The organism is Kitasatospora sp. NPDC002551, from assembly GCF_040296005.1.
Taxonomy (GTDB): domain Bacteria; phylum Actinomycetota; class Actinomycetes; order Streptomycetales; family Streptomycetaceae; genus Kitasatospora.
In genome coordinates this window covers 44,271-68,315 of record NZ_JBEOWI010000007.1, presented here as the reverse complement: position 1 = coordinate 68,315, position 24,045 = coordinate 44,271, and the positions used below count along the sequence as shown (strand labels likewise).

23 protein-coding genes and 1 pseudogene are annotated in these 24,045 nt (G+C 74.1%); 9 read left to right on the top strand and 15 right to left on the bottom strand.

Annotated elements, in window-relative coordinates; translation table 11 throughout:
- Positions 1 to 3: 3 nt before the first annotated feature.
- On the bottom strand, positions 4 to 2,106 hold the full coding sequence (locus tag ABT093_RS09375) for an MDR family MFS transporter (RefSeq protein ID WP_350562102.1): 2,103 nt from the start codon (positions 2,104 to 2,106) through the stop codon (positions 4 to 6).
- A gap of 321 nt (positions 2,107 to 2,427) precedes the next feature.
- On the opposite strand from ABT093_RS09375, the gene ABT093_RS09370 reads away from it, so the two are divergent.
- Positions 2,428 to 3,582, top strand: a complete 1,155-nt coding sequence (locus tag ABT093_RS09370) for a peptidoglycan-binding domain-containing protein (RefSeq protein WP_350562100.1) — start codon at positions 2,428 to 2,430, stop codon at positions 3,580 to 3,582.
- 66 nt (positions 3,583 to 3,648) lie between these two features.
- On the opposite strand, the gene ABT093_RS09365 is transcribed toward ABT093_RS09370, so the two are convergent.
- From ABT093_RS09365 to ABT093_RS09350, 4 genes are all read right to left on the bottom strand, one after another.
- Positions 3,649 to 4,236, bottom strand: a complete 588-nt coding sequence (locus ABT093_RS09365) for a TMEM165/GDT1 family protein (protein WP_350562098.1) — start codon at positions 4,234 to 4,236, stop codon at positions 3,649 to 3,651.
- A 240-nt stretch (positions 4,237 to 4,476) separates the two neighbouring features.
- Entirely contained in the window at positions 4,477 to 5,262 is a 786-nt protein-coding gene (locus ABT093_RS09360) for an ABC transporter permease (RefSeq protein ID WP_350562096.1), read from the bottom strand.
- A 3-nt stretch (positions 5,263 to 5,265) separates the two neighbouring features.
- Entirely contained in the window at positions 5,266 to 6,873 is a 1,608-nt protein-coding gene (locus tag ABT093_RS09355; RefSeq protein WP_350562094.1) for a dolichyl-phosphate-mannose--protein mannosyltransferase, read from the bottom strand.
- 227 nt (positions 6,874 to 7,100) lie between these two features.
- Positions 7,101 to 8,441 carry an MFS transporter gene (locus tag ABT093_RS09350; protein WP_350562093.1) on the bottom strand — a complete coding sequence of 447 codons (1,341 nt, stop codon included), beginning with the start codon at positions 8,439 to 8,441 and terminating at the stop codon, positions 7,101 to 7,103.
- A gap of 170 nt (positions 8,442 to 8,611) precedes the next feature.
- On the opposite strand from ABT093_RS09350, the gene ABT093_RS09345 reads away from it, so the two are divergent.
- Positions 8,612 to 9,172 carry a MarR family winged helix-turn-helix transcriptional regulator gene (locus tag ABT093_RS09345; RefSeq protein WP_350562092.1) on the top strand — a complete coding sequence of 187 codons (561 nt, stop codon included), beginning with the start codon at positions 8,612 to 8,614 and terminating at the stop codon, positions 9,170 to 9,172.
- A 106-nt stretch (positions 9,173 to 9,278) separates the two neighbouring features.
- Here the strand turns inward: ABT093_RS09345 and ABT093_RS09340 are convergent, their stop codons facing one another.
- From ABT093_RS09340 to ABT093_RS09330, 3 genes are all read right to left on the bottom strand, one after another.
- On the bottom strand, positions 9,279 to 11,066 hold the full coding sequence (locus tag ABT093_RS09340; RefSeq protein ID WP_350562090.1) for a glycosyl hydrolase family 18 protein: 1,788 nt from the start codon (positions 11,064 to 11,066) through the stop codon (positions 9,279 to 9,281).
- A 340-nt stretch (positions 11,067 to 11,406) separates the two neighbouring features.
- Positions 11,407 to 12,027 carry a hypothetical protein gene (locus tag ABT093_RS09335; RefSeq protein ID WP_350562088.1) on the bottom strand — a complete coding sequence of 207 codons (621 nt, stop codon included), beginning with the start codon at positions 12,025 to 12,027 and terminating at the stop codon, positions 11,407 to 11,409.
- Between the two features lie 143 nt (positions 12,028 to 12,170).
- Positions 12,171 to 12,731 (bottom strand): DoxX family protein, encoded by a 561-nt coding sequence (locus ABT093_RS09330; protein WP_350562086.1) that lies wholly within the window; start codon positions 12,729 to 12,731, stop codon positions 12,171 to 12,173.
- Positions 12,732 to 12,913: 182 nt separating this feature from the next.
- Here ABT093_RS09330 and ABT093_RS09325 point away from each other — a divergent pair, with 182 nt between their 5' ends.
- The gene (locus ABT093_RS09325) at positions 12,914 to 13,549 is read left to right on the top strand and encodes a MarC family protein (RefSeq protein ID WP_350562084.1); all 636 of its coding nucleotides are present in this window, start codon (positions 12,914 to 12,916) and stop codon (positions 13,547 to 13,549) included.
- A gap of 49 nt (positions 13,550 to 13,598) precedes the next feature.
- On the opposite strand, the gene ABT093_RS09320 is transcribed toward ABT093_RS09325, so the two are convergent.
- Both ABT093_RS09320 and ABT093_RS09315 read right to left on the bottom strand, forming a co-directional pair.
- Positions 13,599 to 14,141 (bottom strand): NADPH-dependent FMN reductase, encoded by a 543-nt coding sequence (locus ABT093_RS09320; protein ID WP_350562082.1) that lies wholly within the window; start codon positions 14,139 to 14,141, stop codon positions 13,599 to 13,601.
- A gap of 22 nt (positions 14,142 to 14,163) precedes the next feature.
- Positions 14,164 to 14,598: an Lrp/AsnC family transcriptional regulator gene (locus ABT093_RS09315; protein WP_350562080.1), complete on the bottom strand. Its 435-nt coding sequence runs from the start codon at positions 14,596 to 14,598 to the stop codon at positions 14,164 to 14,166.
- Between the two features lie 188 nt (positions 14,599 to 14,786).
- Here ABT093_RS09315 and ABT093_RS09310 point away from each other — a divergent pair, with 188 nt between their 5' ends.
- Positions 14,787 to 15,617 carry a tryptophan 2,3-dioxygenase gene (locus ABT093_RS09310; RefSeq protein ID WP_350562078.1) on the top strand — a complete coding sequence of 277 codons (831 nt, stop codon included), beginning with the start codon at positions 14,787 to 14,789 and terminating at the stop codon, positions 15,615 to 15,617.
- Between the two features lie 64 nt (positions 15,618 to 15,681).
- Entirely contained in the window at positions 15,682 to 16,908 is a 1,227-nt protein-coding gene (gene kynU / locus ABT093_RS09305; protein ID WP_350562076.1) for a kynureninase, read from the top strand.
- A 43-nt stretch (positions 16,909 to 16,951) separates the two neighbouring features.
- Here the strand turns inward: kynU and ABT093_RS09300 are convergent, their stop codons facing one another.
- Complete coding sequence (locus ABT093_RS09300) at positions 16,952 to 17,905, bottom strand: hypothetical protein (RefSeq protein ID WP_350562074.1); 954 nt, start codon at positions 17,903 to 17,905, stop codon at positions 16,952 to 16,954.
- Positions 17,906 to 17,970: 65 nt separating this feature from the next.
- Between ABT093_RS09300 and ABT093_RS09295 the strand changes: the two genes are divergently transcribed.
- A complete protein-coding gene (locus ABT093_RS09295; RefSeq protein WP_350562072.1) occupies positions 17,971 to 18,609 on the top strand; it encodes a TetR/AcrR family transcriptional regulator in 639 nt (212 codons plus the stop codon).
- 69 nt (positions 18,610 to 18,678) lie between these two features.
- Here the strand turns inward: ABT093_RS09295 and ABT093_RS09290 are convergent, their stop codons facing one another.
- A complete protein-coding gene (locus ABT093_RS09290; protein WP_350562070.1) occupies positions 18,679 to 20,148 on the bottom strand; it encodes a choice-of-anchor A family protein in 1,470 nt (489 codons plus the stop codon).
- Positions 20,149 to 20,418: 270 nt separating this feature from the next.
- Between ABT093_RS09290 and ABT093_RS09285 the strand changes: the two genes are divergently transcribed.
- From ABT093_RS09285 to ABT093_RS09275, 3 genes are all read left to right on the top strand, one after another.
- Entirely contained in the window at positions 20,419 to 21,144 is a 726-nt protein-coding gene (locus ABT093_RS09285) for a 4'-phosphopantetheinyl transferase family protein (protein ID WP_350562068.1), read from the top strand.
- 174 nt (positions 21,145 to 21,318) lie between these two features.
- A complete protein-coding gene (locus ABT093_RS09280; RefSeq protein WP_350562066.1) occupies positions 21,319 to 21,801 on the top strand; it encodes a DUF2269 family protein in 483 nt (160 codons plus the stop codon).
- Between the two features lie 32 nt (positions 21,802 to 21,833).
- Positions 21,834 to 22,670 carry an MmyB family transcriptional regulator gene (locus ABT093_RS09275; protein WP_350562064.1) on the top strand — a complete coding sequence of 279 codons (837 nt, stop codon included), beginning with the start codon at positions 21,834 to 21,836 and terminating at the stop codon, positions 22,668 to 22,670.
- 19 nt (positions 22,671 to 22,689) lie between these two features.
- Here ABT093_RS09275 and ABT093_RS09270 read toward each other — a convergent pair whose 3' ends face one another.
- From ABT093_RS09270 to ABT093_RS09260, 3 genes and pseudogenes are all read right to left on the bottom strand, one after another.
- Positions 22,690 to 23,109, bottom strand: coding sequence for a hypothetical protein (locus ABT093_RS09270; protein WP_350562062.1), 420 nt, complete (start codon positions 23,107 to 23,109; stop codon positions 22,690 to 22,692).
- A gap of 105 nt (positions 23,110 to 23,214) precedes the next feature.
- Complete coding sequence (locus tag ABT093_RS09265; RefSeq protein ID WP_350562060.1) at positions 23,215 to 23,589, bottom strand: Lrp/AsnC family transcriptional regulator; 375 nt, start codon at positions 23,587 to 23,589, stop codon at positions 23,215 to 23,217.
- A 292-nt stretch (positions 23,590 to 23,881) separates the two neighbouring features.
- Positions 23,882 to 23,998: pseudogene (locus tag ABT093_RS09260) on the bottom strand (Lrp/AsnC family transcriptional regulator); the annotation flags it as partial.
- Positions 23,999 to 24,045: the final 47 nt, after the last annotated feature.

Sequence of the window (24,045 nt, the reverse complement as noted above, 5' to 3'; positions counted from 1 at the left end):
GGGTCAGAAGGAGCGGCCCTCGCCGTGGTACGGGGGCTCGTGGCCGATCGGATCCGGCCGGTCGCGGGGGTCGGCGCCGAGCGAGGAGGCCAGCCGGGTGAGCAGTTCGGCGAGGTCGTCGAACTGCTTCTCGTCCCAGTCGCCGAGAAGTTCGGCCAGCTGCTCGCGGCGGGCGGCGACCAGCTGGAGCGCCGCCGCCTCCCCCGGCTCGGTGAGCCGCAGCGGCAACCCGCCGCTGCGTGCGGCCAGGCCCCGGCCCTCGACCTCGCGCACCGCCTCCTCCACCACCGCGAACGGGACGATCCGGCGCTCCGCCAGTTCGGCGGGCTCCACCGAGCCGTGATGGTGCATCTGGAGCAGCAGCCAGCTGGAGGCGGGCTTGAGGTCGAGCCCGGCGGTGGCGGTGATCCGCTTGAACAGGTCGCGCCGGGCCTCCCGGGTGTTCAGCACGGACAGGGCCCGGCTGATCTCGTCCAGCGAGGAGCGCTCCACCGGATTGAGGCCGATCGACTCGCCGAGGTCGGGGGCGGTCACGGTGCTGCGCAGCTTCTGCTCCCGCAGGAACAGCGAGAGGACGAAGGCGACCGCGGCCACCGGCACCGCGTACAGGAAGACCCGGGTGATCGACTCGGCGTAGGCGTGGTGGACCGCGTCCTGGAGGGCGGCGGGCAGCACCTCGACGACGCGCGGGTCGGAGGTGATCACCCCGGGGTCGAAGCCGGGCGGCAGCGGGACGCCGGCCAGTGCCTCCCCCAGCCGGCGGTCCAGGCCGGAGGCGAAGACGGTGCCGAAGACCGAGACGCCGACGGAGGCGCCGATGGAGCGGAAGAAGGTGGCGCCGGCGGTGGCGACGCCGAGGTCCTGGTAGCCGACCGAGTTCTGCACGATCAGCACCAGCACCTGCATCACCAGGCCAAGCCCGAGGCCGAAGACCAGGAAGTAACAGCTCATCACGAAGGTGCTGGTGTGCTCGTCGAGCAGGGAGAGCAGCAGCAGGCCGACGACGGTGATGGCCGAGCCGGCGATCGGGAAGGTCCGGTAGTGACCGGTGCGGGACACGATCTGACCGGAGGCGATCGAGGTGACCAGCATGCCGATCACCATCGGCAGCATATGGACACCGGACACCGTCGGCGAGACGCCCATGACGACCTGGAGGAAGGTCGGCAGATAGGTGAGCGCGCCGAACATCGCGAAACCGACCACGAAGGAGATGACGGCCACCAGGCTGAACGTCCGGGAGCGGAACAGCCGCAGCGGCAGGACGGGTTCGGCGGCGGTCCGCTCCACCAGCACGAAGGCCAGCAGCAGGACCAGCCCGAGCACGCCCAGGCCGATGATCTGCCAGGAGCCCCACCCCCAGGTCGTCCCGCCGAGCGAGGTCACCAGCACCACGCAGGTGGCGACGGCGGCGATCAGCGTGGTGCCGAGGTAGTCGATCCGGTGCCGGCGGCGGGTCTGCGCCCCGGGCAGCACGGCCGCGATCACGGCCAGGGCGACCACGCCGATCGGCAGGTTGATGTAGAACACCCAGCGCCAGCTGAGGTTGTCGACGAACAGCCCGCCGAGCAGCGGCCCGAGCACGCTGGTGACACCGAAGACGGCGCCGAAGACGCCCTGGTACCTGCCGCGGTCCCGGGGTGGCACGAGGTCGCCGACGATGGCCTGGGAAAGCACCATCAGACCGCCGCCGCCCAGGCCCTGGAGGGCGCGGAAGGCGATCAGCTCACCCATGTTCTGGGCGATGCCGCACAGCACCGAGCCCAGCAGGAAGATCACGATGGACGCCTGGAAGAACACCTTCCGGCCGTACATGTCGCCGAGCTTGCCCCAGAGCGGGGTGGCCGCGGTGGAGGCGAGCAGGTAGGCGGTGACCACCCAGGACAGGTGCTCCAGGCCGCCGAGGTCGCTGACGATGGTGGGCAGCGCGGTGGAGACGATGGTCTGGTCGAGCGCCGCGAGCAGCATCGCCAGCAGCAGGGCGCCGATCGGCACCCACAGGTTGCCGTGGCCGGCCCCGGGCGGCCCCGGCTCGCCCGCCGGGATCCGGTCCGACGGCCCCCGGTCGGACGGCCCCTGGTCGGACGCGGCGATCGGATCCGTCATGGGGTCTCCGTCTCCGTAGCAGCTCGGCGGTGATCACTCCCGGTTCACCATGCTGTCAGAAATGCACCGTTTCGCGCGTTTTCAGTTGAGCCGAACGTAAGACCGTCCGTTATCAGGACGTCGGCCCCGACGCATCGACCGTTCATCGATCACCAACCCCCACCAACCGGCACAAGGCACCCACACCGGGCCGGACGCCCCTGTCCCCCCTCAGGGACGTCCTGCATAATCAGGCCCGTCCACCGCCAGAACACGAGTCCGACCGCAACCCGCGTCCGAGACCGCGACCGCGACCGACCGAGAACCCGAGGAGGCCGGCCGATGCCGGACCAGCACTGCCCGACGTGCGGCAGCGCACGCTCCGCCGGCTGTGGCTGCCTCGTCCCGGACGGCAGCCTCGACGAGACCACCGTCCTGCCGCACATGGAGGGCCCGCCGCTGGTGCGCCCGTACGTGCCGCAGGCCGTCGGCCAGGTCGTGGACGGCCCGCCGGACGGAGTGGCCGGCGACCCGTTCGGCACCACCGTGCTGCCCCCGGCCGGCCCGCCGGACGCACCGGCCGCCGTTCCCCCGCTGGGCCCGGACGCCGACGCCTACGCGACCACCGTGCTGCCGCCCGTCGCCTCGGCCCCGCCGTTCCCGCCACAGCAGCCGCAACAGCCGCAGCCGGACGGTGTTCCCGCGCCGGACGCGGACGAGCTCGGCGTGTTCCCGGTCGCCCCCGCCGCGCCCGGCGGCGGCCGGGCCGCCCGGCGCGCGGCGGAGCAGGAGGGCGCCCGCGGCCCGCTCGCCCGCCGCAAGGGCCTGCTGATCGCGGCCGGCGCCGGACTGCTGGCGGTCACCGTGGGCCTCGCCTACGCGATCACCCCGTCCTCCGAGCCGAACGACCGGGCCGCCCCCGCGCCGACCGCCACGCTCGGCCTCGCACCGGTGGACCCGAGCACCCCGGCCCAGCCGAGCCCCAGCGCTCCGCAGCCCGCCGAGTCCACCGAGTCCGCCCCGACGCCGACCCCGACCCGGACGACCGCCAAGGCGTCACCGACCAGATCGGCGACCGGCACCCCGCCCCCGGCCGCGCCCGCCACCACGGAGGCCGCCGCTCCCCCGGTGAAGGCGCCGGAGCCGGACCAGCCCGCCACCGCCCCGCCCGCGCCCCCGGCGCCGCTGCCCACCACCCCGCCGCCGGCGCCGACCACCGCGCCGCCCACCCCGGCCCCCACCGCGGCCCCGAAGCCGACGCCGACGCCGACGGTCCGCGTGCTGGAGTACGGGATGGAGGGGCCCGACGTCCAGGCGCTCCAACGGCAGCTCAGCGTCGTGATCTGCTGGGAGAAGGTGCCCCCGACCGGCAAGTACGACGACCGCACCAGGCTCATCGTCACGTACTTCCAGGACATCAACGGCATCCGGGGCGACGCCCGCGGCGTCTACGGCCCGGTCACCCGCGCCGCCCTGGAAGGGCGCACCGGCTGCTGAACGGACACGGGGCGCACCCGGCCGCCGAGCAGCCGGTGCGCCCCGTCCGCCGGACCGCCCGTCGCGTCAGCCCTTGATCGCCTGGAAGATGCTGAACGCGGCCATCAGCACCATCACGCTCGCCGCGACCCGGATGATCATCTTCATCGGGACGTGCTTCAGCAGCTTCTGCCCGCCCAGGATCGCGATCCCCGCGACCGAGCACAGCGCCAGCCAGGCACCCAGGCCCACCGCGAGCGGGTCGGCGTACTTGGCGGCCAGGTTGGCGGTCATGATCTGGGTCAGGTCACCGAACTCGGCGATCGCCACGACCACGAAGCTGGCCCCGGCGACCTTCCAGAAGCTGCTGGAGGACGGCTCCTTGGCGGCGTGCCCGTCCTCGTCGTCACCCCCGCCGTGGAACAGCAGCATCGCCGCGCCGGCCAGGAACAGCACGCCGGTGACGCCCTCCACCCAGCGGTGCGGCAGCAGCGAGAGCAGGTGCCCGGCGACCAGGGCGATGCCCACCTGCAGGGCGAAGGCGGCGGCGATCCCGGCGAAGACGTAGCTCGCCCGGTACTTGGCGCCGAGCATCAGGCTGGCCAGGGCGGTCTTGTCGGGCAGCTCTGACAGGAAGACGATGCCGAACGTGATCGCGGCGACGGTCAGACTCATCGGGGGTGGTGTCCCTCGGGTTCGGGCTGCCGGCCCGCAGCAGCTCCGTCAGGGGGTCGCTCCGGCCCGACAGCGCTGGTGGGTGATTCGCGGAACGCGCCAGGACGCGAACGCACAGCACTGCGGCCGAAGGTCTCGCCGGCACCGGTCGCGCGGACCGTGGTGCCCCGGGCGCCGGGCCCGAGGGGGCCAGTATGTCGACGGTCCGGTGGAGGGCTACTCCCCTTCAACGCGCCAAGCCTACCCGATGCCGTCTCCCGGCCGGCCGGCGCCGACCAGCCCCCGGCCGACCAGCTCCAGCACCACCACGACCGCCACCGACTCCACCGCCAGCAGCCCGACCAGCACGAACAGCTGCACCGCGCCCGCCTGGACCGGCGAGGCCCCGCCGAGCAGCATGCCGACGAACGCGCCCGGCAGGGTGACCAGCCCCACCGTCCGGGTCTGGTCGAGCGCCGGGACGAGCGAGGTGGCGGCGGCGGTGCGGCAGATCTCCATCCGGGCGTCCCGCTCCTCGAAGCCGAGGGCCAGCGCCGCCTCGACCTCGCCGTGCCGCTGGCGCAGCTCGTCCAGGGCGCGCCGCCCGGACAGCGAGGTGGCGGTGAGCGCGCCGCCGATCAGGATGCCGGCGACCGGGATGACCGACAGGCCCTTCGGCGGCAGCAGCCCGGTGCCGAGCAGCAGCACCAGCACCGGCAGCACCCCGGCCCCGATCGGCGCGGCCGCCCACCCCCACCCGCGCGCGGGGGCCGGCACCATCCGCCGCCCGGCGGTGCGCACCGCGACGGCGAACATCAGCAGCACGAAGAGCGCCGACCACCAGCGCGAGCCGACCACCCAGGTGATCACCAGCGCGACGGCGGCCAGCTGTACCAGCGCGCGCAGCCCGGCCCGCAGGACGGCGCGCCCCTGGCCGAGCCGGCCCCACCCGGCGACGGCGACGGCGGCCAGCAGCAGCACGGCGGTGACCGCGCCCAGGCCCGGGGTGACCGGCAGCAGCCGGTCGCCCTCGGCGAGAGGGACCACCGATCAGATCCAGCTGGTGAACCACATCCGGTCCTGCCAGGACGTCATCGGGATCACCTCCGCCGTGTAGAGCGGATAGAAGAAGGCGAAGCAGGCCATGATCGCCAGCACGATCAGCCCGGCGCCCACCGCGCCGATCCGCCGCCGCTCGGGCGAGCAGCCCGGCGGCCCGAGCATCGCGCCCAGCATCTGCGCCACGGCCAGGCAGAGGAAGGGGACCAGCACCACCATGTAGAAGGAGAAGACCGTCCGCTCCTGGTACTGGAACCACGGCAGGTAGACGCCGGCGACGCCGCACAGCACCGCGCCGGAGCGCCAGTCCCGGCGGAAGAACCAGCGCCAGAGCAGGTAGACCAGCGCGAAGCAGGCCGTCCACCAGAGCAGCGGGGTGCCCAGGCCCAGGATCTGCGCCGCGCAGCCGCCGGACGCGGTGCAGCCGTGCTGACCGGCCGGCACCTGCTCCCAGTACATGGAGACCGGCCGGCCCTGGACCAGCCAGCTGAACGGGTTGGACTGGTAGGTGTGCGGGCTGCTCAGGCCGGTGTTGAAGTCGTACATCTGCGCGTGGTAGTGCCACAGGCTGCGCAGCGGGGCGGGCACCCAGCTCATCGAGACCTGCGGCAGCGCGACGCCGAGGAAGCTGTCCGGGGACAGGCCGGCCCGGCCGTCGGCCCAGTGCCGGTCGAAGCCGCCGCCGGTGAACAGCCAGCCGGCCCAGCCGCCGACGTAGACGGCGAAGGCGGAGCCGACCATGGCGAGGAAGGCGGGCACCGCGTCGAGGCGCAGCATCGAGCGCCAGGGGCGGCGGGCGCCGGCCCAGCGGCGGCCGGACTGGTCCCAGAGCACGGTGAGCAGGCCGAAGGCGGCGAGCACCATGGCGCCGTTCCACTTGACCCCGGCGGCGGCGCCCAGGCAGAGCCCGGCGGTGATCCGCCAGGGGCGCCAGCCGAGCCGGACGGTGTCGCCGCCGCGGTCGGGCAGCACGGCGGCGAGCCGGGCGCGGGTGCGGTCGCGGTCGATCAGCAGCGCGCCGAAGGCGGCCAGGACGAAGAACATCTGGACGCCGTCGAGCAGGCCGACCCGGCTCATCACCAGCTGGAGGCCGTCGACGGCCATCAGCAGGGCGGCGGTGCAGCCGATCAGGGTGGAGCCGAAGAGCCGGCGGCCGATCCGGGCGAGCATGAGCACGGTGACGGTGCCGAGCAGCGCGGTCATGAACCGCCACCCGAAGGGGTTCAGGCCGAAGGCCCACTCGCCGAGCGAGATCACCCACTTGCCGAGCGGCGGGTGGGCGATGAACTCGGGCGCGGAGGTCAGCGGGATCTGCTGCGGGACGGCCAGGACCTGCTCGTTCGCGCGCTCCGACCAGGTGCCCTCGTAGCCCTGCCGGAGCAGGGACCAGGCGTCCTTGGGGTAGTAGGTCTCGTCGAAGACGAAGGCGTTGGGGTAGCCGAGGTTCCAGAACCGCAGCAGGCCGGCGAAGAGCGCCACGGCGATCGGTCCGAGCCAGTCGGTGCGGGCCGCCGCCCGGCGCAGCAGCCCCCGCCGCTCCGGTGCCGGGCCGGCCGGGGCCGCTGCCGCCGGGGAGTGGGTGAGCGCCGCTTGCGTCATGGTGTCGGTTGCCTCGCCGGTTCGCCTGTCTCGCCTGTGCCGGCCGCCGGCAGGACGCGCCGGTGGCCGCGGTCGGCCCGGGCCGGCCGGGGCCTGCACCGGCCCGGGTGACCGCGGCCGGACGGCCGACAGCCATTGACACTATGTGCCGCCGGTCGCGAAACCAAGCGCGACGGGCGCCGGACAGGTGACCTGTCCGGCGCCCGTCCGGGCGGTGCCGCCCGTGGTCAGGCGGCGGCCTGGAGTTCGCGGACCGGCCGGGCCGGGGCGCGGACCGGGGCCGCGGGGGCCTGCTCGTCGCCGGCGGAGGCGTCGGGCGCGTTGTCCTGGGCCGCCGTGAGGTACGGCCGCAGGCGCAGCGCCAGGACGACGATCAGCACGGTGCAGCCGGCCATCGCCGCCAGGTAGAGCGGCCAGGTGCCGGAGCCGACCAGCAGGACGCCCACCGCCGGGCCGACGGCGACCGCGATCTGCTTCACCAGGGCGTACCCGGCGTTGTAGGTGCCGAGCAGCCGGGCCGGGGCGAGGTCGGCGACGATCGGGCCCATGGTCGGGGCGAGCAGCGACTCACCGACTCCGAACAGGGCGTAGATCGAGACGATCGCGACCGTGGCGGCCATCGCCTCGGTCCGGATCAGGCCGGCCACCAGGGCCATCGCCCAGGCGCCGAGCCAGACCACGCCGGCGGCGGCCATCGCGGTGGTGCGCCGGCGGCGGGCGGTGATCCGCACCACGAACATCTGCAGCACCACGATGGTCAGCGCGTTGGCGCCGATGGCGATGCCCAGGGTGGACGGGGCGGTGCCGACGGTGTCGGTGGCGAAGGCGGCGACGCCGGACTCGAACTGGCCGTAGCAGGCGAAGAAGATCATGCCGGCGAGGATGCTGAGCCGGACCATGGCCTTGTCGGCGAGCAGGGCGCGCAGGCCCTGCGGGCCGTCGTTCTTCTCCTGGACGAGCAGCGGCGCGGCCTTCGGGATCCTGGCGGTACCGGTCACCAGGGCGAGGCCGAGGAAGGTCGCGGCCTCGATGGTGAACAGCCGGGTCAGGCTGGCCGGGTCGGCGACGTCGACGATCTGCCCGCCGACCAGCGCGCCGATGCCCATGCCCAGGTTGACCAGGGTGAACTGCAGCGCGAAGGCGTGCGAGCGGGTCGCCGCGGTGGAGCAGCGGACGATCATCGTGGCGAGCGCCGGCTGGCAGGTGGTGACACCCGCGCCGAACAGGAAGGAGGCGACCAGCAGCGCCGGGGTGCCGGTGGCGTGCCCGAAGGCGAACGCGCCGGTGGAGGCCAGCGCGGCGCCGGCCAGCAGCACCGGACGCGGCCCGTACCGGTCGATGCCGCGGCCGGTGAACGGCAGGACGGCGAGCGCGGCCAGCGCGAAGACGGTGAACACCATCCCGGCGGCGAGCGAGCCCAGCCCGCGCACCTGGTCCACGTACACGAACATGTACGGCATCGTGAATCCGCTGCCGAACGCGCTCAGCGCGTTTCCGATCTGGACGCGGCGCAGCGGGCCGCCCGCCCCGCGTCGCTGCTGCCTCTGCTGCTTCACCGTGCCGGTCACCGTGCACACCCCTTCGTTGCGGACGGAGGCGTCAGGGCTCCGTCGGTTTTCGTCGCGTACTCTTAAGGGAAGAAGACTTAAGAGCTAAAGTTTGACTCTAAAGTCTTAGCACCAGAAGAGTGTCGAGTCAAAGGCTTAAGGAGTGCATCGCGCATGGGACACTGGTCCGCATGACTGCAGAGAAGCCCGCGCCGGCCACCCCCCGCGAGCTGGGCATCGCCGAGCAGGTGGCCCTCTACCAGCGGGAATTCCCCACCGTCGACCCGCAGGTGGAGACCATCGTGCAGACGCTCTCCCGGGTCGCCCGGCGGATGACCGTCGCCTACGACCGGCAGCTGACTGTGCTCGGAATCACCTCCGCCGAGTGGGAGGTGCTCAAGGCGCTGGTGGTCTCCGGCAGCCCGTACCAGCTCGGACCCGGCGAGCTGGCCAAGCGGCTCGGACTCACCCCCGCCGCGATGACCCACCGGATCGACCGGATGGTCACCGAGGGGCTGGTCACCCGGGAGCGGGACGAGGCCAACCGGGTCCGGGTGATCATCGAGCTGACCGACCTCGGCCGGGACAAGTGGCTGGAGTCGATGCGGATGGCCGCGGTCTTCGAGGAGGAACTGCTCCAGGACGTCGTCGGCGAGGACCGCACGGTGCTGTCCGGGATGCTGGCGCGGATGCTGCGCCGGATCGAGGAGAGCCAGCCGGACGCCCTCGGGCGCACCGCCGACCTGGCCTGAGCGGCCCCACGACAGCAGTCCGGCCCGCCGGGGGACTCCCCCGGCGGGCCGGACCTCTGGTGCGCGGTGCGAGGGTCCGTCAGGCCCTCATCCGATCAGTGGCGGGTCAGCAGGGACCGTTGTCGGTCCAGACGCCCCAGGCGCCGCTGGCGCTCGGGTCGTCGCCCTTGGTCCACCACTTGTTGGTGTAGTAGTGACCCTTCCAGGAGACCTTGGTCGGGGTCGCGTAGGTGGCGGCCGCGTCCCAGCTCGGGGCGCCCGCGCAACCGGCCGGGGTGGTCGGCGGGGTGGTCGGCGGGGTCGTGGGCGGGGTGGTCGGAGGCGTGGTCGGCGGCGTGGTCGGCGGGGTGGTCACCGGCGGGGCCGGGCAGGCCGCGGCGGAACCGTTGGTGGCCTCGACCATCTTGTCGAACAGCGCGGTCTTGGTGCCCAGGTCGTACAGCGAGAAGGCGAAGGAGCCGCCGAGGCCGTTGCAGTGCGCGTAGTCCAGCTTGGCCTGGATCGAGCGGGCGTCCTCACCGGACCAGAAGACGTTGCCGTCGTAGAAGTAGGTCGCCTTGGCCGCGTCGTCCCAGTAGGTCTTCGACGGGTTGTCGACGAAGCCGGCCAGCTCCTTGTACATCTGGATGCCGGGGACGTTGCCCGACAGGGCCGCGCCCGGGGCCGGGGCGGTGGCGGGCTGGAACAGACCGTTCTTGCCGTTGTTCTGGACGCCGGTCCAGCCGCGGTAGTAGAACGGCACGCCGACGTTGATCTTCTTGGCGGGGAAGCCGCCCGCGATGCCGTACTGCGGGTCGCCCACGGTGTACGCCTTGACGGCGTCGTCGACCGAGTACTTGCCGGTGCCGCCGGGGACCGGGGTCATCGGGTCGTTCGGGCCGGAGTAGATCGGGGCCTGGTGGTTGGTCGGGCCCTTGGCCTCCCAGCCGCCGTGCATGTCGTACGTCATGATGTCCAGGAACGTCAGGTACTGGCCGATCTTGTCGGTCTCGACGTTCTTGATCTTGTCCTGGCCGGCGCCCACCGCGGCGGCGGTGTGGTACGTCTTGCCGTCGATCTTGCCCTGCGCGTCGAGCTGCTCGCGCAGCTCCTTCAGCAGCAGGGTGAAGTTCTGCTTGTCGTTCGGGCTCGCCTGGTTGCCCAGGTGGCCGCCACCGCCCGGGTACTCCCAGTCGATGTCGATGCCGTCGAAGATGCCCGCCGCCGAGCCCGGGCCGCCGTAGCCGGCGTCGACCGGCAGGTTGCCCTTGATGAACATGTCGATGCAGGACGAGACCAGCTTCTTGCGCGAGGCGTCCGTGGCGGCCGCCGACGAGAAGTACTTGGAGTACGTCCAACCGCCCAGCGAGATCAGGATCTTGAGGTTCGGGTTCTTCGCCTTCAGCTTCTTCAGCTGGTTGAAGTTGCCCGCGATCGGCTGGCCCCAGACGTCGCCGACACCGTCGACCGAGAGGTCCGGGCCGAAGCTCTTCTGGTAGTCGGCGAACGCGTCCGCCGCACCGTCACCCGCGTTGGGGTTGTTCTCGTCCTGGCTCGCGGCCTTGGTGGCCTGGAAACAGGTGCCGTTGGTGGGGTGGATGTTGGCGAACGAGTAGATCATGTAATCCAGCTTCCCGGCGACGCCGGTGTCCTGGATCGTCTTCGGGTAGTACGCGTTCGAGTAGATCGACCACTGGTCGAAGTAGGCGACCTTGATGCCACCGCTGGTGGCGGGCGCGCCGGTGCTGTTGCCGACGGCGGCGTTGGCCGTGGCGCCACCGCTGAGCGCGAGGCCCGCGCCGAGCAGCAGGGAGGCCGTGGTACCGGCGGCGATCGCGGTCAGGCTCTTGGACCGCTTGCGACGGCCGCCCTCCTGAACCGGGGCCCCGGCCCTTTCGATGCGTGAACGGAGCATGGGTGCGTGACTCCTGGGTGTGGGGGATTCCGGCGTGTCCCGGGACGCAGGTACGGGGTGGGGCCGTACGACCGGGACATGACAGAACGGGATGGGGGAATCGAGCGGGATCATGCCTTGACGGACGCCGGGATATGCCGAACCGGCGTCAGCGGCGAACCGCTGACGCCGGCTCAGGGGCTCCCTGCACCTGGGGACTAAAATGGACTAGACCAACTACCCCGTCAAGGGGTGATGTTGAGGCTTGAGCCGCCGTTAAGGTTCCCCGGGAACCGCGACGCCCCCGCTGACCTGCGGATCAGCGGGGGCGGCCGGGCGGGCCGGGGCGGCCCGGGGGTGCTCAGTAGCGGACGGCATTGGCGACTACGGCCTTCACCGACCCCGTCAGGTCCCGGTTGCTGCGCGCCTTCGCCTCGGTGCTCTGGCCCGCCGCGACGTCCGGGAGGGTCACCGCGGTCACGTCCAGCACGTTGCCGCTGTCGTCGGTGAAGTTGACCTGGATCACGTAACGGTTGCCCTCCTGCTCGTGGTTGGTGACGGTCAGCGTCACCTCGGCCTTGCCGTCCACGAAGGACACCGCGCCGACCGCGACGTCCCCCTTCGCGTCCAGGCCGCCCTTCACACCGGCGATCGCCGAGGAGGCCGCCGCCTGCGCCGAGGCGACCGCGGAGGCCGCCGCCGAGGAGAGCCCGCCGGCCGCCGTGCCCAGCGCCGCGCTCGCCGCCGAGGCCGCCGCGGAAGCGGCTCCGGCGATCGCCGAGCCCGCCTGCGCGGCGGCCGAGGAGGCCGCGTTGCCGCCGTCGCCGTCGGAGGAGCAGCCGGCCAGCGCGGCCCCGCCGAGCAGGGCGGCGCCCACGGCCGCGGCCAGGGCGCGGTGCGGACGGCGGACGGCGGGGGCGTGCGGGTCGGCGGCGGTGGGCCGGGGCGGGGCCGCGGGGCGGCGGGTCGGCTGGCGGTCCATCGGGGTCCTCGATTCTGGCCGGCGGGGTCTGGCCGGCGCCGGATGCCCGGCGCGCTTCCCCGCCCACGTTCCGGCGGCCGCGGGGCGGGCGCCACCAGGGCTGGAGCGTTCGGGTGAGCCCCCGCCCGGCGGCCCGGCCGGGGTCAGGAGAGCCCCGAGCCCTCCTGCGTCTGCGCCTCCACCGCCGCGCGCTCCTCCGCCAGCCGCACGGCGTGCCGGCGGCGGGCCACCACCCCGTACGCCGAGGCCGCGCTCGCCGCGAAGGCCAGCAGGCCCACCCACGGCTGGTTGACGGCGTGCCCGGTCAGGTGGTCCAGCGACAGCCGGCCCGGCCCGGCCAGCCCCAGCGCCAGACCGGTCGCGCCGAGGAACGCCGGGTACTCGTAGCCGCCCGACATCGCGAAGAACCCCGACGGCGCGTGCACCGCGACCGCGCCCGCCATCGTCCCGGCCACCACCGCGCCGGCCGCCGGCGTGGCCAGCCCGGCCACCAGCAGCGCGCCGCCGCCGGTCTCGCCGAGGCCCGCGGCCAGCGCGCTCTGCCGCGGCGGGTGGAAGCCCATCGCCTCCATCGCCTTGGTGGTGCCCTCCAGGCCGCCGCCGCCGAACCAGCCGAACAGCTTCTGCGTGCCGTGGGCGATCAGCACCCCGCCGACGGCACCGCGCAGGGCCAGCAGGCCCAGGTCGCTACGGTTCAGAGCCATGTCCAAGTCCCCTTCCGGAGCCCTCCGCCGCACGGAGGAGTGGTCCGGCTTCCATCGCAGCGGAAACCATCGCCCGGCTCGACCCGGGACGGCCGTTCGGGCGAATCGCGGCGGGAACGGGAATAACCCGCGCCCAGGCGTGGCGGCCGGGCGGCGGTGATCGCCGCCGCCATGCTTGGCGCATGTTCGTCTTCGACCTGAGCAGCGCCTTCATCGCCTTCTTCGCCGTGGTCGGCCCGCCGAAGGTCCTGCTCTCCTTCGCCCGGCTGGCCTCCACCCGGACCTCCGGGGAACTGCGGCGCCTGGCGGCCTGGAGCTCGCTGATCTCGGCCCTGATCGGCGTGGCCCTCGCCTTCAGCGCCGACTTCGTCACCTCGCTGTTCCACATCAGCGACCAGTCGTTGCAGCTCGCCGGCGGACTGATCTTCTTCGTCTACGCGGTCGCGCTGGTCTTCGGCGTCCACCTCGGCGCCGGCGCCGACGAGACGGACGAGCACCTGGCGAACCCGATGGTGGAGGGCGTCCGCGAGCTGCTGCTGCCGTACCTGGCCAGCCCGCTCGCGGTCACCGCCGTCCTGGTCGGCTCGCTCGCCAAGGACGACTGGGGCTGGCACGCCACCGTGGCCGGCGCCTACGTCGCCGTGGTGGCGATCAACTTCGCCTGCGTCGCCGTGCTCGCCCCGCTGATGCTGCGCACCCACCGGACCTCGCTGGAGGTGATCGCCCGGCTGCTCGGTCTGCTGCTCGCGGCGGTCGGCGCCGAGCTGTTCCTGGAAGGACTCGCCGGGCTCGGCGTGCACCTGCCCGAGGAGCACTGAGCCGGGGCGCCGCGCGCCGGCGCAGCGGGGCGGGCGACGGCGCGGCGGCTCAGGCGGCCGCGGCCAGCCGGACCAGCGCCTCGCCGATCCGGTCGCGCACCAGCGGGTCGGCGACCAGCCCGTCCGCGCCGACGTCCCCGCGCGCCAGCGGCACCCGCACACAGGCGGCCTCGACCACGCTCGCCCCGGTGTAGCGCAGCACCGTGCCCAGCGCCGCCTCGGCGCCCAGGCCCCGGCCGGTCCCGGCGGCGTTGATCCAGGCGGTCGGCTTGTCCGCGATCTCGATGCCGCCGACCGTCCAGTCCAGCAGGTTCTTGAAGGCCCCCGGCAGGGTCCCGGCGTACTCGGGCGTACAGATCAGCAGGGCGTCGGCGGCCTCCACCGCCGCCCGCAGCTCGGCCACCGGCTCCGGCAGCGGGTCGGTGTCGAGGTCCGGGTTGAAGTGCGGCAGCCCCGCCAGCCCGGTGTAGTAGGTGGTCGCGACGCCCTCGGTGGCCAGCGCGACGGCGGCGGCGGTGCGCAGCACGGTCTCGTTCACGGACCCGGCGCGCAGGCTGCCCGGGAGCAGCAGGATGTGACGGTCGATCGGCATGGCCAGGAACCTATCGGCCGGCTCAGGGCACGACCACCGGCCGCCAGGGAACGGGACTGGAGAGGATCATCGAGCTGGCCGGCTGCCCGTAGCCGCCGAGGCGGTCGATGAGGGCCTCGAAATCGGCCATCGCCGGAACGGCGACCAGCAGCACGCAGCAGGCGCCCCCGGTGACCCGGTGCAGCTGGAGCACCTCCGGCCACCGGGCCACCTCCGGGTCGCGCAGCACGCAGCGCGGGCCGTAGCACTGGAGCTGGACCAGCGCGGTGATCGGCAGGCCGGAGCGGGTGAGGTCCACGTGGGCGTGGTAGCCGGTGATCACCCCGTCGGCCTCCAGGCGGCGGACCCGTTCGGCCACGGCGGGTGCGGACAGGCTCACCCGGCGGGAGAGTTCGTTGTAGGAGAGCCGCGCGTCGGCCTGCAGCTCGGCCAGCAGGCGGCGGTCGACGGCGTCCACGGCGGCTCCTGAGGGTGTGGTCCGGTTGGCTGGATCCCGCTGCTTTGCGATCGTGAAGAGGATCGGGAGAACACCTCTCGAACGACAGGCGCGGCCGCGGTTGCCGTGCCCGCCGCCCATTCAAATGCGGGACGAGCCGCCGCACAATGGGGCTCCGGTACTCACCGAGGACGTCAGGAGGATCGGGCATGGGGCACGACACGGTGGAGAAGCCCAACCTGTCGTTCGGTCGGGACGGTGCGCCGGAGCGGGGCACCCCCTACGCGCGTTACGCCCGGCTGGACGAGCTGCACAGCCTGCAGCACCCGCTCAGCGAGGTGCCCGCCGAGCTGTCGTTCATCGTCACCACCCAGGTGATGGAGCTGCTGTTCGGCCTGCTGCGGCACGAGTGGACGCTCGCCCAGCGCGCCCTGCGCGAGGACGACCTGCCGGGCGCGCTGGCCGCGCTGCGCCGGGGCACGCACGTCCAGGACGTGCTGGTGGAGTCCTGGGACCTCCTGGCCACGCTCACCCCGCGCGAGTTCAACGCCTTCCGCCCGCTGTTCGGCGAGGCCTCGGGCTTCCAGTCCTCGGCCTTCCTGCACCTGGAGTTCCTGCTCGGCAACAAGAACCCGGCGCTGCTGAACATGTACCGGGACAGCCCGCGGACCCACGCGGAGCTCACCGCGGCGCTGCGCTCCCCCGGCCTGTACGACGACGCGCTCGCGCTGCTGGCCCGCCGCGGCCTGGACGTCCCGGACACCGTCTCCGCGCAGCGGTACCGGCCCGACGAGGCGGTCGCGGCGGCGTGGCGGCGGGTCTACACCGAGGCGGAGCACGCCGGGCTGCTGCCGCTGGCCGAGGCGCTGCTGGACGTCGCCGAGCGGGTGACGCGGTGGCGTCAGCGCCACTTGGCGGCGGTCAAGCGGTCGATGGGCGGCAAGCCCGGCTCCGGCGGCTCCAGCGGTCTGACCTGGCTGCGCCGCTCCGCCGAGCAGGACGTCTTCCCCGAGCTGTGGACGATCAGGGACGAGCTGTGACGGCGCCGGGCGCGGCGGGCATGAACAGGCAGTGGGCACGGGCGACACGATGGAGGGGCAGGGCATGATCACGCGCGAGGAGTGCGCGGCGCTGGACGCCGCCGACCCGCTGGCGGCGTTCCGCGGGGAGTTCGCCCTGCCGCCGGGGGTGATCTACCTGGACGGCAACTCGCTCGGCGCGCTGCCGGTCCGCACCCCGGAGCGGGTGCGGGCGGTGGTCGAGCAGGAGTGGGGCCGGGAGCTGATCCGCAGCTGGAACGACGCGGGCTGGTTCGAGCAGCCGTACCGGCTGGGCCGGCGGATCGCCCCGCTGGTCGGGGCCGCCCCGCAGGAGCTGGTGGTCTGCGACACCACCTCGGTGAACCTGTTCAAGGTGCTGGCGGCGGCGCTGCGGCTGCGCCCCGGCCGCTGTGCCGTGCTGGGCGACCGCGCGGCCTTCCCGACCGACCTCTACATCGCCGAGGGCGTGACCGGGCTGGTCCCGGGCACCCGCAGCGTGCTGATCGACCCGGCCGAGCTGGACGAGCACCTGGACGGGGACGTCGCCGCGGTCGTGCTCTCGCACGTCGACTACCGGACCGGCGAGCTGCTGGACATGCCCGGGATCACCGCCCGGGTGCGGGCCGCCGGGGCGCTGATGATCTGGGACGTCTGCCACTCGGTGGGCGCCCTGCCGGTCGAACTCACCGCGAGCGGCGCCGACTTCGCGATCGGCTGCACCTACAAGTACCTGAACGGCGGCCCCGGCGCACCGGCCTTCCTGTACGTCGCCGAGCGGCACCTGGCGGCCGGGCCGCCGCAGCCGCTGAGCGGCTGGTTCGGGCACGCCCGCCCGTTCGCCTTCGAGCCCGGCTACGAGCCGAAGGAGGGCATCGGCCGCTTCCTCACCAGCTCGCCCTCGCTGCTCGGCCAGGCGGCGCTGGAGGCCTCGCTGGACGTCTGGGAGCGGGCCGACCGGGCCGCCGTGCGGGCCAAGAGCCTGGCGCTGACCGATCTGTTCATCGCTCTGGTGGAGGACCTGGACGGCGTCGAGGTGGTCACCCCGCGCGAGCACGCCCGGCGCGGCAGCCAGGTGGCGCTGCGGCACGCCGACGGCTACCCGGTGGTGCAGGCGCTGATCGCCCGCGGGGTGATCGGGGACTTCCGGGCGCCGGACCTCATGCGCTTCGGCTTCACCCCGCTGTACCTCTCGCACACCGAGGTGTGGGACGCGGCGCGGCACCTGGCGCAGGTGCTGGAGAGCGGTGAGTGGAAGGACGGGCGTTTCGCCCGGCGCGGCGAGGTGACCTGAGCCCGGGAGCCCGCCGCCGGCCCGCGGCGGCGGGCTCCCGGTGTCACGCCGCCGTCAGCTCCTCGATCAGCTTCCCGTACACCGCGAAGGCCGGCTTGGGCGTGTAGTCGTCCCGCAGCAGGCCGAAGCGGTGGAACGGGCCCGGGCCGGCGCTGTCCGCGTCGCGCAGGCCGAAGTGGCCGTAGCCGGTGAGGTTGAGTTCGCCGGCGAGGCCCGCGACCGTCCGGACCACCTCCTCGACCACCTCGGCCTGCCGCTGCTCCGGGCGGCCGGGGCCGGTGGGCCAGCCGTGCTCGCAGACCCGGACCGGCACCCCGGGCCCGATGCCGGCCCGGGTGACGACCTCCCGGCGGAAGCCGGTGAGCACCGCCGCGACCGCCGCGCCGAGATGCGCGGCGGGCACGGGACGGAAGACGTCGGGGAAGAAGTCCAGGCCGACGTAGTCGAGCGCGCGGTGGAACCGCTCGTCGGCGAGCTCGCCGAGGGCGGGCCAGAACGGGTCGGCCGGGTCCGGGCTGAACGCCGCGTTGAACCCCACGGCGAGGTCGAGGCCGAGCGCCAGCGCCTCCTCCTTGGCCGCGACGACCCCCTCGACCAGGGCCCGCCGGACGTTCGGCACGGAGCCGTCGAGCACCGGGAGGCCGACGTTCGGCTCCTCGCAGATCTGCAGGGTGCCGATCCGCCCGCCCTCCTCGCGGACGGTCCGCCGGACGAACTCCGGCCAGCCGTCCAGCCGGCCGTCCGGCGCCCGGAACTGGAGGACCAGGTCGAGCCGGCGCCCGCCGCCGGTGTACTGCTCCGGGGCGGCCGGGGTCGGCGGGGTGGCCGGTCCCCCGGGGTAGGAGCGGTAGGCGCGGACCAGCAGGGCGGGCGCGGCGCCCTGGAGTGCGCGCAGCGCGGCGGTGATCCGCGCGGGGTCGTCGGGGCGGACGGGGGTGATCACACGGCTCTCGTCGCCGAGCAGGCCGCCGGGGTAGATGCCGAAGGTGAAGGTCATGGGCCCCACCGTAGCCCAAATTCCTGGTGTCACTACAAGTTTGGTGCGGCACTATGATTCCCGGCATGGGACTTCGCGAGGAGAAGAAGCGGCAGACCCGGACCCTGCTGGCCGACACCGCGACGGGGCTGTTCGCCGAGCACGGGTTCGAGCGGGTGACGGTGGCCGATGTCGCCCGCGCCGCCGGCGTGGCCGTCACCACGGTGTTCAACTACTTCCCGACCAAGGAGGACCTCTTCTTCGACCGCCAGGACGAGGTGGTCGACCGGCTGGCCCTGGTGGTGCGGCAGCGGCCGGCGGGCAGCTCGCCGGTCGACGCCGTCCGGGCGGAGCTGCTGGCCGGGCTGGACGCCGGCGAGCCGACGTACGGGCTGGACCCGCGGGCCGCGGCGTTCTGGCGGACGGTCGAGGGCAGTACGGCGCTGCGGGCCAGGCTGCTGGAGCTCGGCGAACGGGCCGAGGAGGCGCTGGCCGCCACCCTGGCCGAGGAGGCCGGCCTCCCGGCCGGGGCCCCGCTCCCCCGGATGGTGGCGGGCGCGCTCGCCGGGGCGCACCGGGCGGCCCTCGCGGAGGTCCGGCGGGGTGTGGTGGCCGGCGAGCCGGCGGACGCCGTCCGGGCCCGGGTCACGGCGGCGGTGACGGCGGGCTTCGGCCTGCTCGCCGAGGGGCTCGCCGGGTGGCCGGGCGGGCGCGCGGGGGCCTGAACGCGACGGGCCGCCCGGTCGGGGAGACCGGGCGGCCCGAGCTGTGCGGCGAGCGGCCGCCGCGAACCGTCAGCTGTGGCGGCCGCGACGGCGGGCGGCCAGGACGGCGAGGCCGCCGAGGGCGAGCAGGCCCGCACCGGCGAGGCCGAAGACCACCGGGGCGTTGCCCGCGCCGGTCGACGGCAGCTGGCCGCCGCCCCCGCCGCCGTGACTCGGCGCCGGGTGGTGGGTGGTGGGACCGTGGCTGGTCGGGCCGTGGCTGGTGGGCGCGGCGCTGGAGGTGCTGGACGTCGCGGTCGGGCTGGTCGGGGCGGCCGAGGTGGTGGTCTCGGTCGGCGTCGGGGTCGGCGAGGTCGGCGCCGGGGACGTGGTGGTCGGCGTCGGGGAGGTCGGCGCCGGCGAGGTGGTGGTCTCGGTGGGCGTCGGGGTCGGCGTCGGGGAGGGCGAGGTGGGCGTCGGGCTCGGGGTGACCTCGCAGTCCGGCAGGTCCCCGTCGAACGGGTAGCTGTGGATCTCGTAGCCGCCGCTACCGGTCTGCACCAGATTGCCCGCCAGGTACACCCGGCCGTTGAGGCCCGGCATGTCGATGGTCGTGGTGCCGGCCGGGTTGCCCGCCATCACGGCGCCCTGGAACTGCGCGCTGCCGTTGATCTGCGCACTGGTGGCCGTGGGGAAGTTCCACATCAGCTTGGAGCGCATCTCGGTGGTCGGGTCGCCGGGCAGCCCGGTGCCGGTGTAGGTGTTGATCACCGGGTCGGCGGACAGCATGTTGACCACGACGGTGGCACCGGCCGGGATGTTGTTGAACACCAGGCCGATCTGCCCGCCGGTCGGCGAGGTGAGGTTCCCGGCGACGTTGAAGACCTGCTTCATGCTGGTCCCGTCACCGGTGAAGGTCGCCTCGCTGCTGGTGAGCGCCACGGTGCCGGTGGCGGTGGCCCGCCCGACACAGGCGGAGACGTCCTCGATCTGGGTGAGCACCGACTGGTACGGCGCGGCGGCGTTGGCGTCCTGGATCGCCTGGCCGGTCGGGTCGATGTTGACCGTGCCGGTGAGCGTGCCCGCGTAGCGGAGGTTGCCGAAGGCCTGCCCCTGGGAGTCGCTGCCGCCGATCAGCAGCGAGTTGCCGGGCAGGACGCTGACGTTGCCGCCGACGGTGAGGAAGTCGCTGCCGTTCGGCGGAGGAACCCGCGAGCCGACGCCGACGACGCCCGCGTTGAACGCGCCGCCGCCCTGGCTCTTGTCGACCGTGAAGTTCCCGAGGGTGACGATCTTGCCCTCGGCCTCGGCCGCCCGGCCGGTGACCGTGTAGTTGCCGCCGGTGAAGACGTTGATGGTGGCGTCCCGGCCGGGGAAGTCGCCGTTGTTCGGCGGCGGCCAGGTGGCCGGGCAGTCCGGCCCGCTGCACGCGCCCAGCGGCGGGGCCAGCGGCGCGGCCGAACCGACCGTCAGCACCGCCGCGAGCGGCAGCACCGCGGCGGCGGTCGCCACCGCGATCCGGACGTTCCGCCGGCCGCGGGGGGCGGGGGGCCGCTCCACGGTGGCTCTTCTGTGACCGGGCGCACCGGTTCCCTGACTCATCGACACTTTCCTCCGCGCAGAGAAATGGCAGGTGGGGCGCACCTGCCGTGTTCCGGCTGATCCTGGATCATCCCGGTCGATTCCCAGAGAATCCAGAGATTCGGGATATCCGATACCAAATCGGACGATCCATACCCTACAGACCATCAGCGTTGATCCGAAAATCCTCCGGCCGGGCGAGCCGACCGTGTCTCCCCCGCACGGACGCGGCCCCGCTAGGTTGGGGGCATGACTTCCGCGGGCCTGACCTCCGACGCCTCCGCCGCTCCCGACGTGATCGCCACCGTCGCCACGAGCGCCGACGTGCTGCGCCGCCCCGGGGCCGGCGAGCACCTGCTCACCGCCGTGGAGAAGGAGCGCGCCGCCCGGTTCCGGCACGAGTCCGGGCGGACCGACTTCATCGCCGGGCACGTCCTGGTCCGGCTCTGCGCCGCCGACCTGCTCGGCGTCCCGGCCGCCGCGCTGACGCTCGCCCAGCACTGCCCCGACTGCGACAAGGGCGACCACGGCAAGCCCTACCTGCCCGACCACCCCGGGATCGAGGTCAGCCTCTCGCACACCAGGGGCGTGGTCGCGGCGGCCGCCGGGCACCGGCCGGTCGGCGTCGACGTCGAGCTGACCGACCGCGGCGGCACCCTGCTCGACGTGGCGCCCCGGGTGCTGGCCGAGGAGGAACTGCGGCAGGTCCGGGAGCACACCGACCCGGCCCGGGCCTTCCTGCGGCTCTGGGTCCGCAAGGAGGCGCTGGTCAAGATCGGCCGGACCACGCTGGACGGCCTCGCCTCCGTCGACCTCTCCGGGCTGCCGCTCGACCTGCCCGGCGGGGCGCCGCTGCTCAGCCCCTTCGAGGGCTTCCAGGTGCTCGACTGGGTGGACGAGGCGCACGGCGCGGCCGTCGCGGCGGTCAGCGAGCTGCCGCCGCGGGCGGTGGCGCTCGACGCCCTGCGCGCCTGACCGGGGCGGGCGCCGGCGGGCGGGCGCCGGCGCGGGCGGGGGCCGACCTGGGTGGGGGCCGGTCGGATAAGCGGTGTTAGCGTCCTGGGCGGGGCGAGGAGAACCGTGCGCCCCGGCTGCCCGCGCCGCGACCGCCGCCGGGCCGCCCCCGTTGACTCCCAAGGGTGCCCCGCCATGGCCAAGTTCCTGCTGAGCCTGCACGTCCTCGCCTCGGTGCTGTTCATCGGCCCGGTGGCCGTGGCCGTCAGCATGTTCCCGCGCCGGGCCCGGGCCGCGCTGGCGGGCGGGCCCGAGCAGGCCGCCGACGCCGGCATGCTGCGGCTGCTGCACCGGATCACCCAGGTCTACGCGCTGCTCGGGATCGCCGTGCCGGTCCTCGGCATCGGGCTCGCCCAGGTGATGGACGTGCTCGGCCAGTCCTGGATGATCGTCTCCATGGTGCTGACCGCCGTCGCGGCCCTGGCGCTGCTGCTGTTCGTGCTGCCCGCCCAGCAGGCCGCGGTGGACGCGCTCGCCCTGGAGAACGGCTCGGAGGACCACGGCAAGGCGGTCAACGGCCTCAGGCTGCTGCCGATGACGGCCGGCGTCTTCAACCTGCTCTGGGCGGTCGTCGTGGTGCTGATGATCGTCCGGCCGGGTTCGACCACCGGCGCCTGACGCCCCGGCGCCCGCGGTAGTAGCCTCCGGCCATGACGATCATGGTGGGGATGGGGCCGGAGGCCGCCGGGACGGGCGTGGGCGTACTGCTGCGCGGCTGGCGGGAACGGCGCCGGCTCAGCCAACTGCAGCTGGCCCTGCTGGCCGACTCGTCGGCCCGGCACATCAGCTTCATCGAGAACGGCCGGGCCCGGCCCAGCCAGGAGATGGTGCTCCGGCTCGCCGAGCACCTCGACGTCCCGGTCCGCGAGCGCAACGCGCTGCTGCTGGCCGCCGGGTACGCGCCGCACTACCCCGAGAAGCGGCTGGACGACCCGGCGATGGCGGCCCTGCGCTCCGGGATGGAGCGGCTGCTCGCCTCGCACGACCCCTACCCGGCGCTGGTCGTCGACGGGACCTTCCAGGTCCTCGCGGCCAACCGCGCGCTCGGACTGCTGCTCTCCGGGATCGCCCCGCACCTGCTGGATCCACCGCTCAACGCGATGCGGATCACCCTGCACCCGGAGGGCGTCGCACCGCGGATCGTGAACCTGCGGCAGTGGCGGCGGCACCTGCTGGAGCGGATGGAGCAGCAGGTCGGACTGGTCCGCTCGGAGCCGCTGCGGGCTCTGCTGGAGGAGGTCCGGGCCTACCCCGAGCCGTCCGGAGCGGCGGCCCAGGAGGCCGAGGAGGACATCACCGAGCTGTTCCCGTTCGCGCTGCCGCTGCGGATCGTCCACGAGGGGCGGGTGCTGTCGTTCCTGTCGACGATCGCCACCTTCAACACGCCGATGGACGTGACCGTCTCCGAGCTGGCCATGGAGACCTTCCTCCCGGCCGACCCGGAGACGGCCGCCTACCTCCAGGCCGCCGTCGGGGCGGTGCGGTAGCGGCGACGATCCGGTGCCGTCAGCCGGGCAGGCGGCGCAGGGCGGTGAACTGGAGCACGGCGAAGAGGGCCACGGCGGCGGCCTGGAAGGGGATCCAGACGTAGCCGGCGGTGGTCGGCGCGAACCACAGCTCCATCGCCACCACGCTGAGCACCGTCCAGAGCAGGTTGATGTCGATCACCGCCCGCACCGCGAGGCCCGGCGGCTGCGGGCGGGCCGCCAGCAGGCCGACCGCGAGGCCGAACACCGCCAGCACGGCGCCGAGTTCGAGCAGGGTCGAGCGGCCGACACCCAGCAGCTCGCCGAGCGGCCCGGGGAAGGCCAGGTAGGCGAGGCCGTTGCCGCCGCTGACGACGGCGTCGAGGGCGAGGAAGCCGCGCAGCGCCTTGAACGAGGCGGGGGCGGTGCGGCCGGCGGTGCTCAGGCTGTGCGCGGACATGGCGGATCGGCCTCCGGGAGTGGGGTGGGAACCCGGCCGGCGGTGCCGCCGCCGGGTGGGCACCACTGTGCCGGGGGCCCGGCCGGGCGTCGATTACCTCCGGGGTCATGCCCGGGCGCGCGGCCGACGCGGCGGCACGCCCGCCCGCTTCACGGCCCGCGCCACGATCGTCGTCTCGGCGCGGCCGACGCCCAGCGGGCCGAGGGTGTCAGTGACCCGGGAGCGCACCAGCCCGGCGCCGTCCAGCCGGTACAGCCGGCGCCGCACGGTCGGCTCCGGGGTGCCGACGGCCGCCGCGAGCGCCGCGTGGGACTGCCGGACGTCCTCGCCGAGCCGGGCCAGCAGCGCGCGGTCCAGGTCGTCCAGCACGACGCCGCCCGGGGCGGGGCGGGCGACCGGGGGTTCGGCCGGCGCGGCGGCCTCGGCCTCGCCCAGGTGGCCCGAGCGCCACCGGCCGGCGTCCGCGAAGGCGTGCAGCACCGCGTGGACGGTGGTCTCGGCGACGGCGGCGGTGGCGGGCGTCGGCGTCGGCGTCGGCGTCGGCGAGCATCACCGCGCCGATCTCCTGGCCGCCGGGCATGACGTCGACGAGCGGCACGTCCGGCCGGTCGGCGAGGGCCCGGGCGACGGTGTCGGCCTTGCCGCGCAGCACCCGGATCCGCAGCAGCAGCGCGCCGACCGCGGCGTCCCCGGCGTCGGGCGTCCGGACCACCCGGACCAGGCCGGACCGCTGGAGCCGGGCGAGCCGGCGGGTGACGGTGCGCGGGGAGATGACGAGCACCTCGGCGATCAGTCCGGCCCCGGCCCGGCCGTTCGCCTGCAGCGCGCAGACCAGCCGGCGGTCCAGGGTGTCCAGCACGGTGTCCGGATCGGCGGCTGTGACGTCCATGGTGTCCGGTCTCCGTCGCTCCGTCGCCTTGCGGCGTCCTGTCCGGC